Annotated in this window: 24 protein-coding genes and 1 tRNA gene; 6 read left to right on the top strand and 19 right to left on the bottom strand. The window is 39.0% G+C overall.

The features are described 5' to 3' along the window. Positions 1–5 precede the first annotated feature (5 nt). From AC1M9L_RS12080 to ispH, 7 genes are all read right to left on the bottom strand, one after another. On the bottom strand, positions 6–3359 hold the full coding sequence (locus AC1M9L_RS12080) for a PilC/PilY family type IV pilus protein (RefSeq protein WP_481592262.1): 3354 nt from the start codon (positions 3357–3359) through the stop codon (positions 6–8). Positions 3360–3476: 117 nt separating this feature from the next. Next, complete coding sequence (locus tag AC1M9L_RS12085) at positions 3477–3677, bottom strand: hypothetical protein (RefSeq protein ID WP_481592263.1); 201 nt, start codon at positions 3675–3677, stop codon at positions 3477–3479. 12 nt (positions 3678–3689) lie between these two features. Then, on the bottom strand, positions 3690–4433 hold the full coding sequence (locus AC1M9L_RS12090) for a pilus assembly PilX family protein (protein ID WP_081403224.1): 744 nt from the start codon (positions 4431–4433) through the stop codon (positions 3690–3692). Continuing rightward, positions 4430–5467 carry a PilW family protein gene (locus AC1M9L_RS12095; RefSeq protein WP_035264319.1) on the bottom strand — a complete coding sequence of 346 codons (1038 nt, stop codon included), beginning with the start codon at positions 5465–5467 and terminating at the stop codon, positions 4430–4432. The genes AC1M9L_RS12090 and AC1M9L_RS12095 overlap by 4 nt, the downstream gene beginning before the upstream one ends. Continuing rightward, positions 5467–5985, bottom strand: a complete 519-nt coding sequence (gene pilV / locus AC1M9L_RS12100) for a type IV pilus modification protein PilV (RefSeq protein ID WP_481587374.1) — start codon at positions 5983–5985, stop codon at positions 5467–5469. The genes AC1M9L_RS12095 and pilV overlap by 1 nt, the downstream gene beginning before the upstream one ends. Then, positions 5985–6416 (bottom strand): pilus assembly FimT family protein, encoded by a 432-nt coding sequence (locus AC1M9L_RS12105; protein WP_481587375.1) that lies wholly within the window; start codon positions 6414–6416, stop codon positions 5985–5987. Before AC1M9L_RS12105 ends, pilV begins: the two co-directional genes overlap by 1 nt. 153 nt (positions 6417–6569) lie before the next feature. Beyond that, positions 6570–7520, bottom strand: coding sequence for a 4-hydroxy-3-methylbut-2-enyl diphosphate reductase (ispH, locus tag AC1M9L_RS12110; protein WP_092766665.1), 951 nt, complete (start codon positions 7518–7520; stop codon positions 6570–6572). A gap of 134 nt (positions 7521–7654) precedes the next feature. Between ispH and gmk the strand changes: the two genes are divergently transcribed. The 6 genes from gmk (at position 7655) to bfr (ending at position 12440) form a co-directional block, all read left to right on the top strand. Then, positions 7655–8275 carry a guanylate kinase gene (gene gmk, locus AC1M9L_RS12115; protein ID WP_035264330.1) on the top strand — a complete coding sequence of 207 codons (621 nt, stop codon included), beginning with the start codon at positions 7655–7657 and terminating at the stop codon, positions 8273–8275. A 75-nt stretch (positions 8276–8350) separates the two neighbouring features. After that, positions 8351–8632 carry a DNA-directed RNA polymerase subunit omega gene (rpoZ, locus tag AC1M9L_RS12120; RefSeq protein WP_035264331.1) on the top strand — a complete coding sequence of 94 codons (282 nt, stop codon included), beginning with the start codon at positions 8351–8353 and terminating at the stop codon, positions 8630–8632. 204 nt (positions 8633–8836) lie between these two features. Then, positions 8837–10939 (top strand): RelA/SpoT family protein, encoded by a 2103-nt coding sequence (locus AC1M9L_RS12125; RefSeq protein WP_481592264.1) that lies wholly within the window; start codon positions 8837–8839, stop codon positions 10937–10939. A gap of 75 nt (positions 10940–11014) precedes the next feature. Then, a complete protein-coding gene (locus AC1M9L_RS12130) occupies positions 11015–11398 on the top strand; it encodes a RidA family protein (RefSeq protein ID WP_035264336.1) in 384 nt (127 codons plus the stop codon). Positions 11399–11551: 153 nt separating this feature from the next. Then, on the top strand, positions 11552–11746 hold the full coding sequence (locus AC1M9L_RS12135; RefSeq protein ID WP_035264349.1) for a bacterioferritin-associated ferredoxin: 195 nt from the start codon (positions 11552–11554) through the stop codon (positions 11744–11746). 229 nt (positions 11747–11975) lie between these two features. After that, the gene (bfr, locus tag AC1M9L_RS12140; RefSeq protein ID WP_035264352.1) at positions 11976–12440 is read left to right on the top strand and encodes a heteropolymeric bacterioferritin subunit Bfr; all 465 of its coding nucleotides are present in this window, start codon (positions 11976–11978) and stop codon (positions 12438–12440) included. 36 nt (positions 12441–12476) lie between these two features. Here the strand turns inward: bfr and AC1M9L_RS12145 are convergent, their stop codons facing one another. The 12 genes from AC1M9L_RS12145 to AC1M9L_RS12200 form a co-directional block, all read right to left on the bottom strand. Then, a complete protein-coding gene (locus AC1M9L_RS12145; RefSeq protein ID WP_481592265.1) occupies positions 12477–14105 on the bottom strand; it encodes a PglL family O-oligosaccharyltransferase in 1629 nt (542 codons plus the stop codon). A 12-nt stretch (positions 14106–14117) separates the two neighbouring features. Then, entirely contained in the window at positions 14118–15305 is a 1188-nt protein-coding gene (locus AC1M9L_RS12150; RefSeq protein ID WP_481592266.1) for an O-antigen ligase family protein, read from the bottom strand. Beyond that, positions 15302–16633, bottom strand: coding sequence for a sulfatase-like hydrolase/transferase (locus tag AC1M9L_RS12155; RefSeq protein WP_481592267.1), 1332 nt, complete (start codon positions 16631–16633; stop codon positions 15302–15304). Before AC1M9L_RS12155 ends, AC1M9L_RS12150 begins: the two co-directional genes overlap by 4 nt. Positions 16634–16675: 42 nt before the next feature. Further along, on the bottom strand, positions 16676–17134 hold the full coding sequence (locus AC1M9L_RS12160) for a pilin (protein WP_481592268.1): 459 nt from the start codon (positions 17132–17134) through the stop codon (positions 16676–16678). Between the two features lie 182 nt (positions 17135–17316). Continuing rightward, complete coding sequence (locus tag AC1M9L_RS12165) at positions 17317–17877, bottom strand: TPM domain-containing protein (protein WP_481592269.1); 561 nt, start codon at positions 17875–17877, stop codon at positions 17317–17319. Continuing rightward, complete coding sequence (locus tag AC1M9L_RS12170) at positions 17871–18935, bottom strand: TPM domain-containing protein (protein ID WP_481592270.1); 1065 nt, start codon at positions 18933–18935, stop codon at positions 17871–17873. The genes AC1M9L_RS12165 and AC1M9L_RS12170 overlap by 7 nt, the downstream gene beginning before the upstream one ends. 30 nt (positions 18936–18965) lie before the next feature. Next, positions 18966–19556, bottom strand: coding sequence for a LemA family protein (locus AC1M9L_RS12175; protein WP_481592271.1), 591 nt, complete (start codon positions 19554–19556; stop codon positions 18966–18968). 151 nt (positions 19557–19707) lie between these two features. Next, on the bottom strand, positions 19708–20112 hold the full coding sequence (locus tag AC1M9L_RS12180; RefSeq protein WP_035266025.1) for a ribosome-binding factor A: 405 nt from the start codon (positions 20110–20112) through the stop codon (positions 19708–19710). Further along, positions 20112–22826, bottom strand: a complete 2715-nt coding sequence (gene infB / locus AC1M9L_RS12185; protein ID WP_180028666.1) for a translation initiation factor IF-2 — start codon at positions 22824–22826, stop codon at positions 20112–20114. Before infB ends, AC1M9L_RS12180 begins: the two co-directional genes overlap by 1 nt. A gap of 14 nt (positions 22827–22840) precedes the next feature. Continuing rightward, positions 22841–24325, bottom strand: coding sequence for a transcription termination factor NusA (gene nusA, locus AC1M9L_RS12190; RefSeq protein WP_481592272.1), 1485 nt, complete (start codon positions 24323–24325; stop codon positions 22841–22843). A 39-nt stretch (positions 24326–24364) separates the two neighbouring features. Then, on the bottom strand, positions 24365–24889 hold the full coding sequence (gene rimP, locus AC1M9L_RS12195) for a ribosome maturation factor RimP (RefSeq protein WP_035266019.1): 525 nt from the start codon (positions 24887–24889) through the stop codon (positions 24365–24367). A 202-nt stretch (positions 24890–25091) separates the two neighbouring features. Next, positions 25092–25168 (bottom strand) — tRNA-Met (locus AC1M9L_RS12200). Positions 25169–25181: the final 13 nt, after the last annotated feature.

Here is a 25181-nt window from a genome sequence, read left to right on the forward strand (position 1 = left end):
ACCACCTACTGACGCTCAAACCAGTTATAAGCTTTCAGCACTTTGGTTGTGATGTAGTTGGTATAACCACCGCCCAGCAAAGTCGTTTTCTTTTTACCATTCTGGACAATAGGTACGCTGTTTAGCTTACTAATCCCATCAGACTTAGTGTCTGAGATTTCTGCCACAATTTTATTTTGAAGATTAGACGTTGATCCAGCATCTCCACAAACACCATACGGCAAGCAAAGCTTTAAGGTACGACTTGCTCCTTTAATGCCCCCAGTACATTGGTTCGGTTGTTGTGACGATGCATCATTTGGATTGTATAAAGACACATATAAATCTGAATGACTTGGACTATTTGCGATCGCAATATAACCATTTAATGCTTTAACTGTACCAGTATTCGCTGTTTCGTTTTTAGCCGTTGTTCGTTGCAGCACATAGAACCAACCACGCTTATTACGGTTCATCAGATGTGGCACTGTTGTACCTGATAAATTAGACCATGCAGTTAAATGAGCTTCGGTAAGGTTTTGTGTTTTAGCAAAATTCGCTTGAAACAAATTCGGTTGTGCCAAGTCATAATCATGTAACACATAGACTCGATTGTCATAAATATTGCTGGTATTTAATGGAAAGCTGCGATTTCCTGACGCAATACTCACCGCACCAAATCGCTCACCATTCAGATCATGGATGGTCAAAGCAGGCATTTCATAAAAACGTTGGTGATACGCACTAAAATCAGCAAGACGTGTCACTCGTCCAAACGCGGTTGTATTCGTTCCAAGACGATTATTGAGATCGACGCGCCACACTTGCCCACCTAAATCACCAAAATATAGGTGATCGATCAAACCATCCGTATTGCGGTCAAATGCTTTAATTTGACTGACCACACTATATTTCATCTCAGCATGCTTAACATCAACACTGGTTTGATTCGATTGGTTGCCATAGCGTGCATTCCACAATAATTCGCCCGTTTCAGCATCAAAAATATAGACGCCCGCCCCTTGATTAGCTCGTTGACCAGTTAATGCAGATTGAGGCTGATAACCATCCGTTTCATAGGCCATATCATAGCCACCACCCACAATCATGACCGTTTTAACTTTGCCGTCAAAACGAATTTTAGCAATGGTAGGTTTAGACCAACTATATCCCATAGCTTTTAAGGCATCTGATTGATTTGTGCCACTCACTGATGTTGATTTACTCTTTATCGTTCCAGAACTTGGATCAACATGGAAAAGTAATTCAGGTTGGTTCGGATTTTTCATATCCAAGGCATAATAACTACGCCCACCCATGCGCATACCACCATAAATGTTGGCTTTCGCAGCAATAAACTTATTGTTGTTCTGATCAATCTTATATTGAACATCTGAAGTCCATGATCCATCCATGCCATAAATAGGATGCGCAGATGACAATAATGTATTGGACTGTTCAAGTAACGCGTCTCGTCGACTTGGATCTTGAACCATTTCATGAGCTAAGAAACTAAATGCCTCTTCACCAGTTTCTTGATCCACAACATGCAATAATCCTTGCATCGTCCCAAATACCACGTAATCTTTTCGATGAGTCGCATTACGGGTATTCGCTAAAATGGTACCAGACCCCGCGTTATATTTTGCTTCGAGCGTGACCAATAGTGGTTCCGAGTGAACAACGCCTCCCATTTGCTGCATCACCTTAAGATCTTTAACCTTATTTAGATCATTCCAAATGTATCCAGCAGGTAAGCTACTTAAGTAGTTTTTATCAAGTCGATAACCCAAAGCCGACAGTAAATAGGGTTGATATACATTTTGTCGCCACCCCGACTTGGTTGAATCAATATAGGTCGCGGCCAGCACATTCTGTGTCGTTAATTTCGTCAGTTGTCCATTCTCAGAACCTACCAATCGTTTTGCTTGATCACCCGTTGTGGCAATCGTTGCATTGGTGAATAACGGGCGCGTTTTTATTTTGTCTGTAGCAGTAACACCTGCTAGTGGTGAAGGTGTGGCAATCCGAGAGAACACGCCCCCTTGAATTGCACTCAAACCATCATCGATTCCAGTATTGTTCCAAAAATCCTGCGTATTGGTTCGTATTGCACCTGATCGATCAAGTACCTCTTTCCCCGCACGATCAATCATCACAGCTTGAGCGTTAATACTGTATTTCTTTAAGTTCCCTAACCATAATTGATGTGTGGAAGCCAATACCGAATTTGCTGTGCTCACCTGTGGTTGAAACTGCGGTGCGAACACATAAGGATATGCTGAACTTGTTGATAAACGGTCAAATGGCACCACATAAGTACCAAAACTAGCAGCCTCAAAGTTACCGTGAGAGACGGCAACCAAGAAGGTATTCAATGCATTCTGAATATCTTCACCAGAAGTCGCTTGGGTATACCCCCCAATTTCTTGGCGAGTCCCGTAGGTATCCCCTTTACCAATCACATTCCCCAACTGTTTTAATGCTTGAGCATTCATACTATTGGAAATGTCATTTCCAGAACCTGTATAGCTACTATCAAAAGTACAATGATCGTATAGACCGTCATTGTCATAATCACGACAGGTTTCTCGTGGATGCTTTTGGAATAAGGGACCAAAACCTACAGTAGATGTATAAACACGCTTCTGATTCGCATCGCTGGTCATCTGTGTTTGATTTGCCAAACGCTGAACCATCTTACCCACACAAGCCCATGAACTACGGTTTTGCCAGGTGGTTTGATTGGCTGACACAGCATTACCAATATCATCTTCATAAAAACGATATGGCTGCGTCGCCATTTCCTTAAACTCGCCATTGAAGGTCGCGGCACCACTGGCACCTTTGGCATTACCGTAATTGTAGTAGACATCTTTTAAGGGCGAGCCTTCACAAGTAAAGCTGTCATCTGCCAACGCATTTTGCATGACAGGGAGTACCGTCTTTGGTCTCAAACCAACTGGCGCCCCATCTGTTAAGAAAAAAACACCTTGCGTACTACATTGGGCATCACTGTTATTCAACTTGTTGAGTGGCGCTCTATAACTACCATCCGCTTTGCGAATGTCCGCTGGCGCAAATGATGCTCCAGATAAACCACGGCTATAATTAGAATATTTAGATGAAGGAAGTAAATCGATGCCTTTTAGGTTAGCCCCAAAGGTACGATTTCCTAGTAAATATGCATAAGTTTCTGAGAGTAATAGTGGTGTGGGCGTACTACCTACGGCTCCAATACTATTAATTTTATTGATTAAATCCGTACGGTGAGCAGGTGTAAGTTGTTTTGCTTCTAGTAAGATTTTAGATGAACGAGCATTTTCACCATAGCTTAACCAATCTTCTGTTGTCCCTATTTCACCTGTTGACGTAAACACCGACACCCCAATATAAACATTATCTGGAATACGATAATTTCCTGATAAGTCCTTTGCATTTAAGGCATCTACCAATGAGTTTTTTAAGGCATTTAAACGGCTAACACTTTGACCTTTTTAAGTTGCATCTACTGCACTCATACTCATCGAGTTATCAATCGCCAACATGATAATCGGATTATTTTTTGCTACAGGATTTTGATAAATTTGTAGATCACTGGCACTCAATTGCATTGGGATCGCACCCAATGCCATCACGACTGCAATACTTTGCGCAATCATCTTTTTTGTAAAATGATTCTTTATCTTTTTATTCACAACACATCCCCATTAAGATTCAGCGCGCTGATAAGCATCAAAAATGTAACTTTGAATTTGGGTGTTATACGGCACACCAATATCCTTTAAACAAGATGAAATGGTTTGTGCATTACCCACCAATGGTGCTGTATGTGGTCGGCGCAAACAAAGATGGATTTCATCCGTTAAATCTGTCGAAGACAATGCGGGTAAGAGCGATGTTGAATAGACTGTTATTTTTTTAGTATCAGAAGGTTGTCCTATACTTTCAGTGTCAGTTCCAACGTTTGCGTTTGAAAGTGGGATATCATGATCACTGTCTGATGGAGGGCTTACGATTACAGACACCTGAGTTAATTGCGCCTTACGAGCACTGGCATAATCCCCATCGTTTGATAAGGAACAAAACCCAGAAACACCATCGACTGAGACATCACTCATTGCTTCATTCCAACGCAATACACTACTGTTGGAAACATTAAACATCGCACTATTGGATTGGTTTCTAAAACAGAATACGACTTCGTCACCTTCATTCTGAATCGAGTAACCAATTAAGCTCAGAGGGTTACCACTGGAGGCAGCATAGCCGCCATGCCCCAATCGATAAAAAACAGTATCGGAAGATTGCATTAACAATTGTTGCGCTTGGCTGTTGGTGGTGATATTCAAACTCACCATACTTTGTCGAATCGCCCAAGTACCAATAATGGTGAGCAGAACTAACATAATCAGTACCACAATCAGCGTTGCACCACGTTGATGTTGAATCATAAGCCCTCCGCTGAATCCATCACACTCATACCATTTCGAATCGCGATCGTTTGTGTAATGACTTGTCGAATAAATTTAGTCGCGACGGTTTTTTGTGCTTTTTTTAATTTTACTTTTTGATCAAGAACTTCAAATTCTTGATGAGGAGAAATTGCTTGATTTTGACCTACATTCTCAGATGACCTTACTAATAAACCGACCTGTATTGAATTGATGCGTGGACGTGGATAAACATTGAGCTTTTTATAATCTTCAATACTTATATATCTTTGCTGTGCCGTATTATCGTCATTAGAAATCCCCAACAGATAGTGAAAGTGATCAACACGATGCATCAAAATTTCACCATTCGTTGTTCCAAAGACAGTCTGTTTATTATTAAAATTTTTTAAAATTTGAGTGCTGTTACGCGTGTACCACCCTGCTTCACAGGCCAAGACCAATGCATCGTGTGGTTCTTTTTGAATATTTGCATTTGCATCTTTACGTAGAAAAAAACGTTGAACAATATATCGTCCAGCATCGTAATTATTACCTTCACAATCCACACCTTGTGTATCAGCATAAAACTGCATGACCAATTGGTCGCTCATTCCCGCTTGAGCAGGTTGTGAAGATTCAGCGGAAACCAACTCTATATTACTCGGCATACCAGATTGCGATACAGGCACAACCTCCGTATTTGGAATATTTCGTGAAATATTGACGGGAATATTGGTCGCATTAAATGCCAAATCACCAGATGTAGGCACCACTGGAGACTGAGCTGAAGTGATAACAATGCCACCATGCGTCAAACGATCATTTATGATATTTACTTGACCATAATTTGCTTTACGAATTTCATAAGTAAGAAAGCGCAGACCGAAGTTCCCGTTATCTTGAACCTCCGACATCCCTTTCTGCATCGTGAATCCCATCTGCCCTGTAAAAAACAGATGTACCGCAGCAGCGGTAATCAATAATCCAAGCACCAAAGCGATCATAAGCTCGACTAGCGTCAAACCTTTTTGTGTATACCTACGATGCTGCATCAATAAAGCTCCATAACGATGCATTGCGCTTTTGGTAAATAACTTCCACCATGGGTACATGCATCTTTTGCAGAAGCATCATCGATAGGTTTTGTTTTTCCCCAGGCTACGTAAATGCATCGGCGAGATTGCAAATTATTACTGACTTGGCAATTCGGCATTTTGATACTCATACCAAGATCATTGGCATTTTTTATTATCTGGGCAGCATCATAATGGGCAAAATCGGCTGCTTGAACACATGGATTCGTCGTTCCTTTTTGCACACATGATTTGGCTGTAGTTGTTTGTGTTTCTGCATTTATTCTAGCTTGATACTGAGTATAAGCATTTGAGTTCGCACGTATCTTCTCAGATAAGTCACGCGCTAAATTCATGGCTTGTAATTTAGACATTGCTTCATGTGAAGCATCAATTGCGCGCATTTGTAAAAATGAAAACCCCAATACCCCAATGGCCAAAACCAATAAGGCAACTAGAATTTCGATCATTCCTACCCCCTGTTGCGCAGCACGCATTAGCATGTCCCCTCTGCTTTTAAATATTGTGTTCCCATTCTTGTTATTGCTATCGTTTTAGAAACACCTAACACCTTATTACAAATAGAAAAATTTATGTCAGATGTAAAGTCAGAAATTCCCCCATCCATCCAGAATGTGACTTTTTCTTGTGATGAAGTCAATTTATTTTGCGCTTTGGGTGTCCAATGAAAGATTGTACTGCTATCTGATTGATTCGACTTAAGATCTACAGTCACATCTTTTCTTAACAATGTTGCTTGATTACGCGCCATCATCAGCACGCTTGATAATTCACGCACATCTGAATTTAGGCGATATTGCGCAACAAGATTTTTAAAAGATGGAATAGCCATGGTTGCTGTGATTGATAGCACAATTGTGGTAATCAACAGCTCAATAATGGTAAAGCCCCGTTGTAAGTCTTTCATATTCAAACTTTTGTATTTATTTATTAATGTTACAAAAGTAATATTTTATAATTATAAAACCAACACAGTTATGACAAATGGTATTAAAATGAGGATAAGATCACGCTTTTGCAATCTGTTCACTTATCCTGGTATGTCATTGATAATTCATTATTAAGCTTGAGTAACTTGAATTCTCAATTCTTTAGGCAAGCTAAAGGTTATGTTCTCTTCTCGCCCATTTAATTCCTGTGGTGACGTAGCGCCCCAATCTTGTAGACGCTGAATCACTTGTTTAATCAAAATTTCAGGTGCTGAAGCACCTGCGGTAACACCAATTTTAGTGGTTTCAGCAAACCATTCCTTTTTCAGCTCATCCGCATTATCTACGAGATAAGCATGCTTACCCATTCGCTCTGCCAATTCACGAAGACGATTAGAGTTCGAAGAGTTTGGAGAACCAACAACTAAAACGACATCACATTGAGTCGCTAAATCACGGACCGCATCTTGACGGTTTTGAGTTGCATAGCAGATATCATCTTTACGCGGCCCTTGGATCGCTGGGAATTTAGCACGCAATGCATCAATGACCTTTGCAGTATCATCAATTGAAAGTGTCGTTTGAGTGACAAATGCTAACTTATTAGGATTATTCACCTGTAAAGCAGCAACATCATCTTCATCTTCAACCAGATAAATTGCACCACCATTTTTTAGATCATATTGACCCATGGTGCCTTCAACTTCTGGATGCCCTTCATGACCAATCAGAATAGCTTCAATCCCTTCACGCGCATATTTTGTGACTTCGATATGCACTTTTGTCACGAGAGGACATGTGGCATCAAATACTTTTAATCCACGGCGCTCAGCTTCTTGTTGTACAGCTTTTGATACACCATGTGCACTAAAAATCACAATATTGTCATCAGGAACTTCATCTAATTCATCTACAAAAATTGCACCACGTTGGCGTAAATCGTCCACAACAAATTTGTTATGTACCACTTCATGACGAACGTAAATGGGAGGATTGAAGCTTTCAAGTGCACGATTAACGATCGCAATAGCGCGGTCTACACCAGCACAGAAACCACGTGGATTAGCTAAAACAATTTCCATAAGACCCTCAAACGATCGCTAAAATTTGGTCAATGAATCAGAATATTTTTTAAAACAAATGCGAATTGCTATTTAGTTTAAAAGCACTCTGCTCTAAAATAGAGAAGATATTTTATCATATCAGGAAAAATATCATGTCGGGTCTCTTGTTTGTCGTTTCAGCTGCTTCTGGAACTGGCAAAACATCATTAGTTAAAGCCCTACTTGAGCGCGTAAGCAATTTACACGTTTCTGTTTCACACACTACTCGAGGTCAACGCCCTGGTGAATTAGATGGTGTGCATTATCACTTTACCAGCAAAGAATCTTTCATTGAGCAAGTGAATCAAGGTGGTTTCATCGAATACGCGGAAGTTTTCGGTAACTACTACGGCACTTCACAAGCGACTGTAAAAGAACAACTTGCAAAGGGTCATGATGTTTTACTTGAAATTGATTGGCAAGGTGCAGAACAGGTTCGCAAACTTTTTCCTGAATCAAAACAAATTTTCATTCTTCCACCTACTCAATTTGATCTTCGCCAACGCCTATCAAACCGCGGTACAGATTCTGTTGAAGTGATTGAACATCGCTTAAGTTGTGCGGTAGAAGATATGCAACAGTACGTAAACTTCGATTACATCATCTTGAATGATGATTTTAATAAAGCTTTACATGATCTTGAGTCTGTCATTAATGCGAACCGTCTTTCATTATCACAACAGGCTCACCGACATAAAGATTTAATTCAAAAATTAATCACACCGAATTCGTGATTAAACTTGAGTCTATAGACAAAGCATTTTATACTGCGCAGTCTGTTAAAAAATTTCATACATACGAGAACTCTTATGGCACGCGTAACCGTTGAAGATTGTTTAGACCATGTAGACAACCGCTTTGAGCTTGTACTAGTGGCAAGCAAACGCGCGCGTCAACTTGCTCGTCAAGGTATCGAACCAACTGTAGAATGGGACAATGACAAACCAACAGTGGTTGCTTTACGTGAAATCGCTGAAGGTCATGTCACTAAAGATATCTTGAAACAGCGTGAGCAAGATTATCAAACGTCTAGCTTAGATTTAGCACTTTCTGCAAATAACTTAAACTTAGATGGTTTTTCTTTCCAATAAGCTTTAAGACCTGCATTTAAAAGAGCCTAGTCCAGTGACTAGGCTTTTTTATTGAATTTTTTTAGAGAATGATTCGACAAAATTGAAAAAATTTGTTAAAAAAATTAGAGCTATTCTCTATTTAAAAATAGAGCATTGTAGCAATATGAATTTTTAGTAAAGTCTTTTACTTTTTACTCTCTTCCACGGATTCAAAGGTGTAGTATGCCAGGCCCATTGGTCAGCCAAGCTAAGCAACAGCTAAAAGTCATCATCGACGCGTATTTATCTGAAAAGGACGTCGACAGAGTACTTGTGGCCTGCGATTATGCTGACATGGCGCATGATGGTATTACACGCAAAAGCGGTGAACCCTATATTCTGCATCCGATAGCCGTAAGTTGTATTCTGGCGCATATGCGCCTAGACCCAGAAACGTTAATGGCAGCACTACTGCACGATGTTATTGAAGATACCGACTTTAGCAAAGAAGACATTACTGAAAAATTTGGCAAAACAGTGGCTGAGCTGGTCGATGGTGTTACGAAATTAAGCCACTCTAGTGACAAGGAATATAATAAAGCAGCCTCATTCCGAAAAATCCTACAAGCCACGTTACAAGATCCTCGTGTGATCATCATTAAACTTTCAGACCGTTACCATAATATGACGACTTTGGAAGCTTTAAGACCAGATAAACGTGCCCGTATTGCACAAGAAACTTTTGATATATTCGTGCCAATGGCACGTTTGGTCGGCATGAATGAAATGGCTGACAATCTTGAACACCTCTGTTATCAAAATCTTGATCTAGATATGTTCAATGATGTTCAAAATGCTTTGGCGCAAACCAAACCTCAACGCTGTAAGTACCAAGCCATTTGGGAAAAGCATTTGAGCGATCTCTTGGAAAACTCCAATATTCCTGGGCGGATTAAAAAGAAAAACAATAACATTGAATTATTACGCCACTTTGTTAAAAACGAAATTAACCTTCAAGAACTCACACATAGTCATGCGTTTGAAATCGTTCTCCAGACCATTGCCGATTGCGATCGTTTAGTTGAGTTGTTAAAAGATAACTTCCAAGTTTTAAATTACCAAGATCATATCCGCCGCCCTCTTCCAGGTGGCAATCAATCCTTAATGCTGCGTTTGAAAGGCGAGAAAACAACGCTTTCGCTCACCATACAAACTGAACTTATGCGTAAGGCTGCGCGATTTGGGGTGGTATTAGGTGAAAATGCTCCTCAAACATGCCGATCTGCCATTCAAGCATCTATGCAGAATTTGCATACCTTAGTCGGTGGCGACTGTGCAAAGACCACGTTTAATGATCTATTAGATTATTTACATCAAGAAAAAATATGGGTCTATACTCCTCAAGGTCACTTACATGAGTTACCACAAGGAGCGACAGCAGTAGATTTCGCTTATTCTGCAAGCTTGTTCTTAGGTAACCATGCAGTCGGCTGTAAAATTGATGGTGAAATCAAACCGCTTTCTACACCACTCTCAAGTGGTCAAGTCATTGAGGTGATTACAGATGTTCTCGCTTCACCCAACCCGGATTGGCTGAGCTTTATCAACACTCAAAAAGCCAGACGCTCTATTCAAAATATTTTGCGAGACCAAGATATTGATGAACAGCGTCTTGTCGGTCAACAAGCTTTAAATCGTGCATTAAAGTTATTTAATACGTCTATTCATGATCTAACCGATCAAAATTGGACTGAACTATTACAATGGCGCCATATTCCAACCAAGAATCAACTTTTTGAACAAATTGCTGTAGGTGATTTGCTCCCACAACTTGTGGCGAACCATCTCTTTGCTCAAGATCATCATCAAGATCAAGCATCAAGTCGCCTGATCTTAGGTACTGATGGTGTAGATGTAAAATATGCCCATTGTTGTAATGCAGTGCTAGGCGATCCTATTCAGGGACATTTATCTCGCCGCGGTCTTATTGTTCACCGTGCTCGCTGTAAGAACCTTCTACACGAACAACAGTTACACCCTGAAAATATTATGCCGTTGCACTGGAAAGATGAAGGTGAATCAGAAATCAATTTCAATGCTTACTTGTGTATCGATCTATTATTAAGTGATGAGCAAATTTCAGAACTGATTTATATCTGCCGTAAATCAAAAATAGGAATCGAGTCCGTTCGAAAATACGATTCAAAAACCTATCTGAGTATTGTTGTTCATAGTCGTCAGCAAATTGCGCAAATCATTCGTGAACTCCGCATGCAATTTGGTTTTCCGCGTATTTCACGCATGTCAGCTCCTCTTGCGGTTGAAGAAGTCTCACAAGCCTGCTAAAGAATACAGATTAGAGCTTTCACCTATAGTGTTCATCCTTTATGATGAAGCTAGATTTGAATAATGGAGAAATAGATGTCCCGCCAAGTCATTCATACTGAAAATGCACCTGCTGCAATTGGTACTTACTCTCAAGCCATTCTTGTCGGCGATACACTTTATCTTTCAGGACAAATTGGATTAGATCCATATAGCATGGAATTGGTTGAGGGCATTGAAGCTCAAATTCGTCGTGTATTTGATAATCTAAAAGCAGTTTGTGAAGCTGCTGGTGGTTCTTTAGCTGATATTGCTAAACTGAATATTTTCCTCACTGATTTATCTCACTTTCAACTGGTAAACCAAATTATGGGGGAATATTTCGCTCAGCCTTACCCTGCACGAGCGGCATTAGGCGTTGCAAGTTTACCTAAAGGCGCACTGGTTGAAATGGATGGCGTTGTAATTATTTCTAAATAATTACAATATCTTAGAAAATACCACCTATAAGGTGGTATTTTTTTATCTGGAAAAACGATGAATTAAACAGCATTTTTAAATGAATTTCATTGACAAACGATAATAATTATCAATAATATCAACTATCGCATTTATCCTTGTGGTTGAGCAGAAATGTACGTTTGTTTATGTCGTGGAATTACAGATCAAGATATTAAAGATGCTATGGCAAATGGCGCTGAATCTTATCGTGAAATTCGTGACTTGCTTGACCTAGGCACTTGTTGTGGACGCTGTGTTCCTGAAGCACGCAGTATTATTAATGAAGAACTTGCTGAAATAGCTGCCAGAATTTCAATCGCCGCTTAACTCAGAATGTGCTAAAAATAATAAGAACTCATTCTATAACTATAATTCAGATTTCCAATTTCTCCCCCCGCTTTGACTCAGCGGGGTTATTTTTTGAAAAAGTGTATTTGATTGCGATTTTCATTTGCTGTTCAATAAATTACTCGTCAGACTTTAGCAAGTTGGGTTAAGATAATCTCTATCGATAGCCTTCTATGATAGGCTGAATTTTGAGTTTGGAGCTAAGATCATGAAAGGCAACCGTGACGTTATTCATCAGTTAAATCAGGTGCTTTACCACCATCTTACAGCCATCAACCAATATTTTTTACACTCACGCATGTTTAATGATTGGGGCATCGAACAACTCGGTTCAGCGGAATATAAAGAATCTATCCGCCAAATGAAGCATGCAGATAAAATCATTGAACGCATTTTATTTTTAGAAGGTCTTCCAAATCTTCAACATCTGGGTAAGCTCTATATTGGTCAACACACAATCGAAGTGCTGCAATGCGATGTTCGGAAAGTAAAAGAAAACATTGAAACGATACAAACTGCTGTGAAATTAGCAGAAGAACAACTCGATTACGTTACGCGTGATTTAGTACAAGAGATTTTAGAAAAAGAAGAAGAGTATTTAGATTGGGCGACCACTCAACTCGATCTTGTCGATCAAGTTGGTGTAGAGAATTATATTCAAAGCCAAATTTAATGATTGAAATAAAAAAATCCCCTTTCGGGGATTTTTTTATTTCAATAAGTCATCATACTCAATATGTTGCTTATGCAATGTTTCTAAAATCCATAGTTGATGCTTCGCTTCTTGCTCCATACCATTAAAAGCCAATACTTGTGCATACTTATGTAAATCATATTTTGATGCCAAGTTTGCAACCATTCGCTCTAGATCAGCAAGTTGTTGTTCTGTCATTTCAGTTTTAGGATCTAATCCGATCCACCACACGCGCTCTTTAAATTGGGTAATCAACCAAATTTGCTTTTGCATGGTGTGTTGTTGATCTACTGTTAAAGCTTCAGTCTTTGATGCGAGTACACTTTGCTCTTTATATAAAAAATAATCCCGTGTCGTAACTAAAGCTCCCACAATCGTGATAAGAGCAATCACTGCGAACACTCGACCATTCATTTTTACTGAAGGCAAATTTTTATATTGCGCCTGAATGATGCCCAGTAAGAAACCTGCTGGAAGTAGAAAATAAGCATAATGCAAAGGAAACTCTAACATGCCATGAATGAGGATTGCACATACCATTAATGTTGCAATGATCGAGATATTATCCTTCACCCCTTTATTGAGCCACAGTAGCCAAGCTGTAAAGTACAGAAGAATAAACCCACCTAAAATCAAACCATTCCAGACCAACAGATCTAGAATCATGTTGTGTGCACTTTTATACCAAAGTGAAACTTGGAAGGTATCAGTAATATAGTATTGTGCTAAGCCTGTTTGATTCCATCCATACCCCCACCATGGTTGATGCAGAATCGCAGCTATCATTTGTTGCCACATATCAAGGCGAATATCACCCATACCTTGGACAGCACGGTTTGCTGCGGAACTTTGCACGACTGAAGCTGAATCACCAATAGAAAAAATCAACTGGTTGATCGTCGTTAAATTCAGTGTTAAGAGTACAAATACACCTAACCAAAAAGCTAAATGGGTCAATGAAAATCGATTCTGTTTTTTGAATTGTTTGATTAACCAATAGATCACGATAAAAGCACAAACGATAATGCTTGTTCGAGATTGTGCTAAAACAATTCCCAATAAAATAACAAACGCGATTGGTATAAGATAAAGATTGGAAAGTAATCGTTTTTCAAATAGATAGAGCGAACTCAGTAGCCCTAAAAAAAGTAAAGTCCCTAAGTTATTGGGTTGAGCTAAATTGGCGTAAGGTCTATTTCCCTTTAGTGGGTAAATAAGATCACCTAAAATCCAATTCAACTGGAGCCATTGAAGCACCGCAAATACAGCTGAGATAACCCCAACTGAAACAAATGTTAAACAGGTAATTTTAAATACTTGTTCTCTATTTCTCTGCTCAAGGCAAAGTTGATATCCAGCAATGACCATCAATACAAAGAACAGAATATACGCAAAACTAAATAAAGCATTGCTGAAATAGATGTTCTGTCCAAAAATAAATTGAATGAGTGGAATACTTAAAAATGGCAATAAATAAAGCTGTGGTTTTGCGATTTTTACTTTAGATTTTGCTAAATATAGCAATAAAAAAGAGACTGCGATAAACGTCAATACTTCTGAACCGAAGGTTGGCCAAGGAGAACGATGGTATGGTAGCAGCCAAGCTAACGCTAAAAATAGCAAACATGCAAATAAGTTCAGCATACAAATATGTAATTAAGAAATTGTAATTGTACTTTTCGAATCTAAATTCGCCAACAGTGCGCCATAAAAGAAACAAAAAATATGTAAAGTCACGATGTAATAGAATCCCCCATTAAACATAGCAGCGACGCATATATTGATAACAAAACTCGTCAAAATTATAAATTCATAGTTCTTTTCAAATTTAGCAATACGAATTAATGGTTTCACAAAAATAATTGAAATAAGAATAAAACCGATGAGCCCAAACTCAAGCAATATTTGTAAAATCAGATTATGTGCTTGGGCAAACACATCTCCTGCATGCGGAATCGCAATATTTCGTATCGCTTCAGGACCCAAGCCCCATAACGGACTTTCAGAAAACTTGCTTAATATTGTTTGATATAACTCTACCCGGCCTGAGGTATAGCTATTAACCGACTTACCAACCACATCAAATGATCGCCCCATACCCAAACCAGGTAAATTTGTTTTAAAAAACAGTGGCAAGATGACTGATGGAACTAAAACCATAATTAATTTTTTTATAGTCTTAATATCATTTAAAACTAAAAATATAAGGGCTAAAGCGACACTTAAATAAGCTGCCCGAGCTCCAGTCCAAATAATCACAGAAAGTAAAACAACTGAAAAAATATAATATATAAAACCAAGCTTCAGTTTTTTATTCAACAGCAAAATAAATGAAGCCAAAAAACAAATGGACAGATAATCCGCGATATGTCTGATGTTTGAAAAAAATGGCATATCCCATATCCAATCGTAATCAGCTGGACTCGGAACAGTAAACCAATAAAATATTAAAACTGTACAATGAAGGAAACCGATTAGACTCAAAATTTGGCTGATAAAAATCAGATCAAAGCCTTTATTCTTGTAGTTAAAGTATCCAAATATTCCAAAAATAATACTTAAGACCACTCCAAAATAACGATACAACATGTGCTCATTTTGATAAGGTGAGAGATAGAGAGAAACTCCAAAAACTAGAAACAATAAAAAAAAATAAAACAGTGATCTTTTCTTTTCGAAGCTAAAATATTCAAGTTTAAATTTCAATAAAACAAATAATAATGCCACACCCAAAATAAAAGTAATCACTAAATTATTGATAAGGCTATAAGAAACACTACTAAACCCTATAATAAAAAATAAAAAAAACAAAAAGACATTATTATGTGTTTTTAAATTCGTCACTCTATATACCCCACGATCATTGGAACTTTAGCATCTTTAAATCTGATTTCATTATTTTCGAGCAACGGTGGCACATGATCACCAACAATTACAACTATTGTTCCTTCAAGCTCTTCAACAACAAAATTATCATTAAAATCCGAAAAAAACTGCTTCTGTAATTTTAAATTTCGGCATAAAGAGGATTTTCTATCGATTAAAAATCGCTCGCAATCAAATTGATCATTTTTAAGATCTCTCAAGTCATATGAAAGATGCGTATTCAACGTAAGCCAATAAAGAAAAATTTTATCGTGATTCATGAGTTTATTTCTAATAACTTGCATCAAATCTCGATCGCATAATCCTGGAAATGAATAGCAACGCGAATTTAAGTTTAAAAAATTTTCATAAAATAGAGATTCCTTGAAACCTAATTTGGGATACCAGTCTTTCCTCTCATACATGGTGCTCGCAGCACCATGAACACCCAGTGTATGAAATCCCCTTTTACTCAAAATATGAGGTAGACACTGTTCAAATCCATTTTTTTGTTTTTTGAGATTAAAATTATTCAGATATAAACCACATAACTCTCTAATTTCAGCATTGACGGTAAACCCATCTGTACTAACTTCAGACCGTTTAAGTAATTTAAACCGTTTGTTTTTTAAAATTTCATGCAATAAATCTTCTTGAATTTCATCTGAGGTGACTCCCCATGATTCATTTACAATAAATAAAATTTTTTTAGGATTTTCAATTCTTAATACTTCATCATAACCAGTTGAAAAAGAATATCTGTCTCCCAAAGCTGTTTCTGAAGTTTGAAATTTTTTTATAAAATCTATATTTCTAAATTTTATGAAATTATAAATTTGTGAATCAAAATATTTAGATTCACCAATACGCCATGCTCGCTCACCATTGGCAATATAAAAACTCTGTAGTATTGATAGTAAGATTATAATAACGACTGCATAGGAAAAGTATTTTTTAGAAATCGAAAAGTTCCGTAGCACTACCCACAAGAAAAACAGATATATAAATAGGGATAATAATCCAAACGAAATTATTATTTTTTTACTATCATCTATTTCTGGTATAAATTTAAATAGATAAAGAATATCGGATAGATGAATAATTGGAAATATTTGAAAGAATATATTTAAACCATCTATGAAAATACAAAGTGTAAATAGTACAACAGCTAGAAATCTATTCTTTAAAAATAAAAAGATGATCACTACTAATAAGTAGTCGTAATTGATCAATGGTCGCCCTACACCCAAGTAACTTGCAAGTGCAACAAGGGCAAAGTTGGCGAGAAGAATATAAATAATTTTCATATAAAAAAAAGAGGATTTAAAAAATCCTCTTATCTTTATAATTTATGAAGCCTTACTCGGAGCTGTCAAACTTTGTGGTAAAAATTCATCGCTGATAGTATTACCTGCAGCAGCTTTTGAAATTACACCATTATCATTAACATCTAATGCTATAACTTTCTTAGCTACCTTATTAGATACACCTGTTTCATTAAAAGTATACTTAATTCCGCAAGTTAGGTTTGCATCAGCTCCAGTTCCAGCTGTAATTTCAGCTGTTCCATATTTACCTTTAATAGTATCGGTACCACCTTCGGCATCTTTACCATTTGAAAAACATGAATTATTCTGCAAATTAGTTTGAATTGTTGTTTTTAAACCACTTGCCAAACTTAAAGCTTCACTCACTTGAGATTTAGCGATATAGTTCTGGTAAGCAGGAATCGCAATCGCAGCAAGAATACCGATAATTGCAACAACAATCATTAACTCGATTAAAGTAAAACCTTTTTGAGCGTTCATAACATCTCTCCTAATTTTTTAAGTTCAAAGTTAACAACCTATCCCCAAAATAGATTTTGTTGTTGCTAACTAACTGATGCTATTTTCGGATAACGCTTCAAGGTTGCCAATAAATAATTTTCAAATTTATTTTTAATGTTAATTTATGTAAAAAAGTGACATTTTTTGTCACTTTTCTTAAATTAATTTAAAATTATTGGCTGATTACTGAGCTCATTTTCCAAATCTTGCACTTTATCATCATAAAAACGATTCAAAATTTCGCCGACTTCCATCACGCCACCAATAACCCCCTGTTTATAATTTTTATTTTTTAGCTCATTAATCATGTGATCACAGATTGCTTGCCAATCTTGCTGCGTTGTTGCCTTTTGAATCCCACGATCAATCACAATTTCAACTTTCTGTTCACATAGATTTAAATATATCAGTACACCACTATTAAACTCTGTATCCCATACACCTAATTCAGCAAAAAGTTGTTCGGCGCGCTGACGAGTATTCATTGAATAAGCCAAGGCACATGGAATATATCCCTCTATGACCACTTGAATCTCACCTACATGACCTTGCTCCGCACGCTTAACCGCTTCAGCAATTGCATTTTGATCCATCTTAGAAAAATAACGTTTAGATGCAGGCAAATAACAAAAATGCTTAATCCAACGCTTGAAGCTAGGTTGAGATGCTTGTTGCAACCTTGGTTCAGTGATAATTTCTGTCGTTTCAGTTTTTGTTACCATGAGCCTGACGCACCTCCCCCACCAAAGCCACCACCACCGCCACTAAATCCACCACCGCCAAATCCGCCTCGACCGCCACTGCCACCGCGTCCTCCGCCAGATAAAAATGCTTGGAAAATCAACTGTGCGATGGATGTAAATAATAAAAAGAAAATTCCAATGCCCACAATCAAGCTGATTAAAATCCCTGAACCATAAATCATGCTCGCAGCAAAAGCAGTAACACCCGCGACCGAAGCACTTAAACGATTACCAATAATAAAAGAACCAATCACACCAGCGATTAAAATAAATAATACCGTGTTAAATGTCTTTTCCTTTGCATATTGCGCTTTTAAGGCTTGTTCTTGTCTAAGTTTCAGTTCTTCAGCAGCTTGTTGGGCAATTTCCGGATCAAGGTTAACGATTCGTTCAATTTCTCTGACCCCTGCAATTAAACCCTGTCCAAATTGATTGACTTTAAAATAAGGGGTGATTTGTTCGCGAATGATTCGACTCGCAACAATATCCGGAATCACACCTTCCAATCCATAACCTGTTGCGATATGTAATCTTCGATCATTGATTGCAACCGCGATTAACAAGCCATTATCTTGTTGAGCAGAACCCAACCCCCAAGTCTGTGCAGTCCGCATTGCAAAGTCAAAAATACCTTCCTGACCAGTTGTTGGAACGATGACGATCCCAATTTGAGCCTTACCCTCGCTATATAGACCGCGAATTATTGTATCAAGCTCCGACTTTTCTTGACGAGAAAGTATATTCGCCTGATCTATCACAGGTTCATTTAATGTAGGAAGTTGACGTTGTGAGTCTCCTTCCTGCATATCATTTGAAACAGTAACAGGAGATACTGGTGTTGGTTTATTTTGCTGAGCACTTGATGATGGATTTGTTGAGTTGGATTGAATCACTTTTCCCAGCACAATCGCGTCAGACTCATGATCTACTGCTGTTGCAGATTCTGCATGAACCGTTTGCAATGTACAGGTCATCACAAAGACAAATAGCCATGAAATCAATTTCATACTATTTTGTCTAAGATGCTGAGTTCTCATGCTCATATTCATCAACTTATAATCATTGATTTAATCAAAAGAAACATTAGGTGTCTTTTGTGCACTCGCTTCAGCACTAAAGTTTTCTTTTGCATCCATGCCAATGACTTTCGCAGTTACAACTTGTGGGAATTGACGAACATAGGTGTTGTAATCTTGGACGGTAGAAATATAGCGATTACGCGCAACTGCTATACGGTTTTCTGTACCCTCTAATTGTACCTGCAAATCACGGAATTGCTCATTCGCTTTAAGATCTGGATAGTTTTCAGTCACTGCCAGCAAACGTGATAATGCACTTGTCATTTGCGATTGCGCTTCTTGATAACGCTTGAATAGTTCAGGATTTTCAAGGACTTCTTTATCAACTTTGAGCCCTGCAACATTTGCACGTGCCTCTGTGACTTCAGTTAAAACTTGTTCTTCATGTTTTGCATATCCTTTAACTACATTCACCAAATTCGGAACAAGGTCTGCTCGACGCTGGTATTGGTTTTGTACCTCAGACCATGATGCAGTCACGGCTTCATCTTTCGCTTGAAGTGTATTGTACCCACAACCTGTAAAAAGCAAGGTACTTGATAATGCGAGCACAACAGCTGATTTTTTTAAAGTTTGCATGACATCAACCTCATTATTTATTTGTATTTGTTTAATTAAAAATATTGTATACGCAAATTCAAAATTGAATGTAGCATTTATTTTATGGCTTTAATTTATATAAAAACATTAAGATAAAAAAAGCCACCCTAAGGTGGCTTTTTGTTTGAAATTACTCTTCGTCTTTTTTATCGTCAGCTGGAGGTAAGTCCTTCACAGCTTCAGCAATTAGACCAAACATGTAGTTTCCGTATGCATTAGTTTTATCATAATGGAAACGTAAACGAGGTGTGATACGTGTCTTAATACGACGACTCAGCTCATGACGCAGAAAACCTGATGCTTTATTTAAAACATCTAGAGTATCTTTATTTGCTGCTTCACTTTGCTCATCACCAAGTTCACGCCCCATGACAGTGACATAAACTTCAGCATAGCCTAAATCTGGGCTCACTTTCACCGCTGAGATGGTCACAAGACCACCTAAGCGTGGATCTTTCAGCTCCTGACGGATGAGTTCAGACAATTCTCGCTGAACCGTGTCCGCCATACGCTTAAGACGTTGACTACCCGCCATTAAAGACTCCGTTTAATTAATTGAACATCATAGACTTCGATTTTATCGAGCACTTTGATGTCTTTATAGCCTTTGACCGCAAGACCACATTCCATACCAGCACGAACTTCTTCAACCACTTCTTTATAACGGCGAAGTGATTCGAGTTCACCTTGGAACACAACCACGTCATCACGTAAGACACGAATTGGTTTGTTACGGTGTAATAAGCCTTCAAGAACCATACAACCTGCTGCCGCACCAAATTTACTTGAGTGGAATACTTCACGTACTTCAGCCACACCAAGAATTGTTTCACGATGTTCTGGTGCAAGCTTACCACTCATTGCATCTTTCACATCATCAATCAATTGGTAAATGATTGAGTAGTAACGGATGTCGATACCATCTGCGTCAGCTTTTTGGCGCGCTGTATTGTCTGCACGAACGTTAAAGCCTAATAAGAATGCTTCTGAAGATTCTGCAAGTGTGACATCAGACTCAGTAATCGCACCAACACCTGAACCAATGACACGCACTTTAACTTCATCAGTTGAAAGTTCAGCCAATGCAACATGAAGCGCTTCCAATGTACCGCGAACATCTGTCTTCAGAACTACATTCACAATCGGCACATCTTTTTTGCCCATTGAAGCCATTAAGTTTTCAAGACGCATTGCAGATTGACGCTCTAAACGTTTTTGACGTTCACGATCCATACGCGCATCAGCCACTTCACGTGCTTTCTTCTCATCATTTACAACAAGAACTTCGTCACCTGCCATTGGCGCTTCTGGAAGACCTAAGATTTCAACTGGAATCGATGGACCTGCAGACTTAATACGTTGACCATTTTCATCAGTCATCGCACGTACACGACCGTAAGATGCACCAGCTAGAACAAGGTCACCTACTTTTAATGTACCATTTTGAACAAGAATCGAAGTAACCGCACCACGACCTTTATCAACACGTGCTTCGATTACAACACCTTGTGCCGCACCTTCTTCAGAAGCTTTTAGCTCTAGAAGTTCAGATTGAATCAAGATCAAGTCAAGAAGTTCATCAATACCTGCACCCGTGTGCGCAGAAACCATCGCGACAGGGACATCACCACCCCATTGCTCAGGCACGATTTCTTTAGTTGTCAATTCATTCAATACGCGATCTGGATCAGCAGATTCTTTATCCATCTTGTTGATTGCAACAATGATTGGCGTACCTGCTGCACGAGCATGGTCAATCGCTTCCGCTGTTTGTGGCATAACACCATCATCAGCTGCGACCACCAATACAACGATATCAGTTGCTTTCGCACCACGTGAACGCATCGCAGTAAATGCTGCGTGTCCCGGAGTATCTAAGAAAGTGATAATACCTTTATCCGTTGTAACGTGATAAGCACCGATATGCTGTGTAATACCGCCCGCTTCACCTTGCGCTACTTTCGCACGACGAATACGATCAAGAAGCGATGTCTTACCATGGTCAACGTGACCCATGATAGTAACTACTGGTGGACGCGTTGTTTGTGCACCACGTGCTTCTTCAGCCGCTTCAAGCAAGTTATCTTCCGCTTGAGTATCTGATACTAGAACTGGGTTATGACCCATTTCTTCAACCACTAGAACTGCTGTATCTTGGTCGATTGATTGGTTTTGAGTGACAAGCTCACCCATTTTCATGAGTGTTTTAATTACTTCACGAACCTTAATCGCCATTTTTGCAGCAAGGTCAGCAACAACAATAGTTGCACCGATTTCAACATCATAAACTTGCTTTTTAACTGGTTTCTCGAAACCATGTTTATTAGCTTGGCTTGATTTCAAACCACGTTTATGAGAGTTGTCACGGAAAGATTGCTCTTCTTGACCACGACGACCACCTTTCTTAGGAGAACGTGCACCTGGTGTGTTATTACCACGCTTAATGTCACGATCTTCTTTCGCGAATGAATCTTCGTATGCTTGACCAACAAGACCAGCAGCCAATGGAGAATCATCGACCACACGAATCGTTGCAGTTGCATCTTCATTAGAGTACTTAGAAGCCATCTGACGCATTTGTTCAAGCGTACGTTGTTGTGCTTCTTCAGCTGCTTTACGACGTGCTGCTTCTTCAACTGCTTTTAATTTAGCAGCTTCAGCTTCACGTGCTTTTTTCTGTTCTGCAGTTTCAGTTGGCTTAGTTGCTTGTTTAACAATCGGTTTATTTGTTGACTTGCGCTTAACCACAACCGCAGCTTTAGCAACTTCTTGCTTCTCACTCGATTGTTTCGCTGCAGCACGCATTGCATCTAAGTTCGCTTTCGCTTTACTTACTGCAGGTTGCGCCTTCTCTTCAGCTTGAACTGGTTTAACTTCAACTTTTTGCTGTGCTTTTGCTTCAGTTTCAGCTTTTGCTTTTGCCAATGCTTCAGCTTTAATTTGTTCAGGATCTGGCTTAGTGAACGTATGCTTCTTACGAACTTCTACGTTAATAGTTTTAGCTTTACCTGATGTACTTGCTACTTTTGCAGTACTCGTAGTTTTACGTTTCAACGTGATTTTTCCTGCGCTGCCGCTGTCTTGCCCATGCGCTTTTTTCAAATGAGCGACTAAACGGTCTTGCTGTTCTACTGAGATTGTGTCTTCTGCCTTAGATTGAGGCAACCCAGCATCTCGCACCTGATCTAATAGTTTTTCAACTGGAAGACCTACGCTGACTGCTAACTCTTTAATTGACTTATCCGTCATGTATGACCTCCTCGTTAATTAAACCATGATTCACGTGCTTTCATGATCAATTGACCTGCTTTCTCAGCACCTAAACCTTCGATATCAGAGATATCATCAGTTGCCTGATCTGCTAAATCATCTACTGTGATTACACCGCGAGCCGCTAATGCATAAGCAAGCTCTGAACTCATTCCTTCCATCGCTAGAAGCTCTTCGCTCGGTTCTTGAATATTTTCTTGCTCTTTCAGTGCATCTGCTAATGCAACTTCTTTCGCACGGCTTTGTAAAAGCTCAACCGTTTCTGCATCTAATTCGATTTCATCAAATGTTTCAGCTGGAACGTAAGCAATCTCTTCAAATGAAGTAAAGCCCATTTCTACCAATGCCATCGCAAGGTCTTCTTCAATATCAAGACGACCCACAAACATATCGAGATATTGCTGTGCTTCATTTTGTTGACGAGCACGGTACTCTTCTTCAAGCATCATATTGAGCTTGTAACCAGTTAACTCAGAAGCTAAACGTACGTTTTGACCTTGAGAACCAATTGCACGCGCCAATTGATCGCTTGTAGCAAAAATAATATCTGCTGTGCGTTCTTCTTCATCAATCACAATACCCGATACATCTGCTGGCTCTAAAGCACTTGCGATATATTGAGCTGGATCATCTGACCAAACTACAACATCAATACGTTCACCGTTCAATTCTTGCTGTACAGCTTGGATACGTGTTCCACGCATACCAATACATGCACCAACTGGATCAATACGATGATCGTTCGTTTTCACTGCAATTTTAGCACGAACACCCGGTTGACGTGCAGCAGCTTTAATTTCGATGATTTCTTCAGAAATTTCTGGAATTTCTTTTTTCATCAATGCCATTAACATTTCTGGCTTAGCACGAGAAAGTTGTAGCTGCGCACCACGACCTTCACGGTTTACGTTAAATAAAATCGCATTTACACGCTGTTTAGGACGTAAAATTTCTTTTGCGATCATTTCTTCACGTGCAAGATATGCTTCCGCATTCTCACCGAGGTCAATAATGAAACCATCTTTAGTTTGTTTCTTTACTTCACCGTAAATTAACTCACCAACTTTAGATTCATATGCATCTGCAATAAGCGCACGTTCAGCTTCACGAATTTTCTGAACAATAACTTGCTTCGCGATTTGAGCTGCAATACGACCAAATTCAATTGATTCTACTTCAAGCTCACGCACATCACCGATTGACCATTTCGCTGGGTCCACATCAGAAATCGCGTCTTGGCATGCAGGCATTTCATGATCTTCATCTGCTACTACAGTCCATTGACGGAAAGTACGGTATTCACCAGTCTTACGATCGATTTCAACGCGCAACTGTGCTTCTTCAGAATTTGTGCCTTCGTAGAATTTTTTCTTCGTTGCAGCAACTAGAGCTTGCTCGAGCGCTTCGAAAATCGCTTCACGACTAACACCTTTTTCATTACTAACCGTCTCAGCAACGGTAAGAATTTCACGGCCCATAAGTCACCTACTATTCAAATTCTTTTAGTTAAGATTAATTTAGTCTTGGTAGATCAAGTTGGCCTTATCGATATTGTGACTATCGATCTCGAGCACTTGTTGCTTTTCAACTTCAACTTGGATCATTTCATTTTCTACATCTACAGCAACCAGTTTCGCTTGGAATTTACGGCGGTTATCCACTGCAGAAATCAAACGTAAAGCAACTTGTTGACCAATATATGCTTGCATCTGTTCAAGTTTAAAGAAAGTGCGATCCCAACCTGGTGATGAAACTTCTAATGCATATTCACCAGAAATTGGATCATGAACATCGAGGATTGCACCAACTTGTTGGGTAACACGTACACAATCTTGCACACCCACACCACGACCAAGATCAATTTCACCGTCTTCGGAAATAACAGGTTCTTTGTTTGGATCTTCAGGCTTGTCAATGTAGATACGTACTAGCGAACGCTTACCCTGAGGTGTAAATTCTAAACCCCATAGTTCAACATCGCACGCCTCAACAGCGGGTGCGATCAGTTCATACAATGCTTGGGTTTTATTTGATAACTTCATTTACTCTCGTCATTTATGTGCGATTCAATCGGCCAACAGACCGACACAGACTAACTATAGTGATAGCATGATTATTTGACCAATTGATGTCCACACTACACGATAGATAACAAAAAAGGGCGCATTCGCCCCCATTATTGCACAGAAAAGCAATGCCCACTGTGCAAAAAGGCCCACCTAGTTGTGAGCCTCTTTAGAAACTTGGTAGCGGGAGCTGGATTTGAACCAACGACCTTCGGGTTATGAGCCCGACGAGCTACCAGACTGCTCCATCCCGCATCAACGTGCAAAA

This window comes from Acinetobacter sp. ANC_7511 (assembly GCF_056779975.1).

Bases quoted from the DNA above. Each gene is read 5' to 3' on its own strand.
- infB (WP_180028666.1), bottom strand. From the start codon at position 22,826: ATGACGGATAAGTCAATTAAAGAGTTAGCAGTCAGCGTAGGTCTTCCA.
- AC1M9L_RS12145 (WP_481592265.1), bottom strand. From the start codon at position 14,105: ATGCTGAACTTATTTGCATGTTTGCTATTTTTAGCGTTAGCTTGGCTG.
- AC1M9L_RS12130 (WP_035264336.1), top strand. From the start codon at position 11,015: ATGTCCCGCCAAGTCATTCATACTGAAAATGCACCTGCTGCAATTGGT.
- AC1M9L_RS12125 (WP_481592264.1), top strand. From the start codon at position 8,837: ATGCCAGGCCCATTGGTCAGCCAAGCTAAGCAACAGCTAAAAGTCATC.
- rpoZ (WP_035264331.1), top strand. From the start codon at position 8,351: ATGGCACGCGTAACCGTTGAAGATTGTTTAGACCATGTAGACAACCGC.
- ispH (WP_092766665.1), bottom strand. From the start codon at position 7,520: ATGGAAATTGTTTTAGCTAATCCACGTGGTTTCTGTGCTGGTGTAGAC.
- AC1M9L_RS12160 (WP_481592268.1), bottom strand. From the start codon at position 17,134: ATGAACGCTCAAAAAGGTTTTACTTTAATCGAGTTAATGATTGTTGTT.
- bfr (WP_035264352.1), top strand. From the start codon at position 11,976: ATGAAAGGCAACCGTGACGTTATTCATCAGTTAAATCAGGTGCTTTAC.
- AC1M9L_RS12165 (WP_481592269.1), bottom strand. From the start codon at position 17,877: ATGGTAACAAAAACTGAAACGACAGAAATTATCACTGAACCAAGGTTG.
- AC1M9L_RS12105 (WP_481587375.1), bottom strand. From the start codon at position 6,416: ATGAAAGACTTACAACGGGGCTTTACCATTATTGAGCTGTTGATTACC.
- AC1M9L_RS12090 (WP_081403224.1), bottom strand. From the start codon at position 4,433: ATGATTCAACATCAACGTGGTGCAACGCTGATTGTGGTACTGATTATG.
- AC1M9L_RS12095 (WP_035264319.1), bottom strand. From the start codon at position 5,467: ATGCAGCATCGTAGGTATACACAAAAAGGTTTGACGCTAGTCGAGCTT.
- nusA (WP_481592272.1), bottom strand. From the start codon at position 24,325: ATGGGCCGTGAAATTCTTACCGTTGCTGAGACGGTTAGTAATGAAAAA.
- AC1M9L_RS12155 (WP_481592267.1), bottom strand. From the start codon at position 16,633: ATGAAAATTATTTATATTCTTCTCGCCAACTTTGCCCTTGTTGCACTT.
- pilV (WP_481587374.1), bottom strand. From the start codon at position 5,985: ATGCGTGCTGCGCAACAGGGGGTAGGAATGATCGAAATTCTAGTTGCC.
- AC1M9L_RS12135 (WP_035264349.1), top strand. From the start codon at position 11,552: ATGTACGTTTGTTTATGTCGTGGAATTACAGATCAAGATATTAAAGAT.
- AC1M9L_RS12175 (WP_481592271.1), bottom strand. From the start codon at position 19,556: ATGCAAACTTTAAAAAAATCAGCTGTTGTGCTCGCATTATCAAGTACC.
- AC1M9L_RS12170 (WP_481592270.1), bottom strand. From the start codon at position 18,935: ATGAGAACTCAGCATCTTAGACAAAATAGTATGAAATTGATTTCATGG.
- gmk (WP_035264330.1), top strand. From the start codon at position 7,655: ATGTCGGGTCTCTTGTTTGTCGTTTCAGCTGCTTCTGGAACTGGCAAA.
- rimP (WP_035266019.1), bottom strand. From the start codon at position 24,889: ATGAAGTTATCAAATAAAACCCAAGCATTGTATGAACTGATCGCACCC.
- AC1M9L_RS12180 (WP_035266025.1), bottom strand. From the start codon at position 20,112: ATGGCGGGTAGTCAACGTCTTAAGCGTATGGCGGACACGGTTCAGCGA.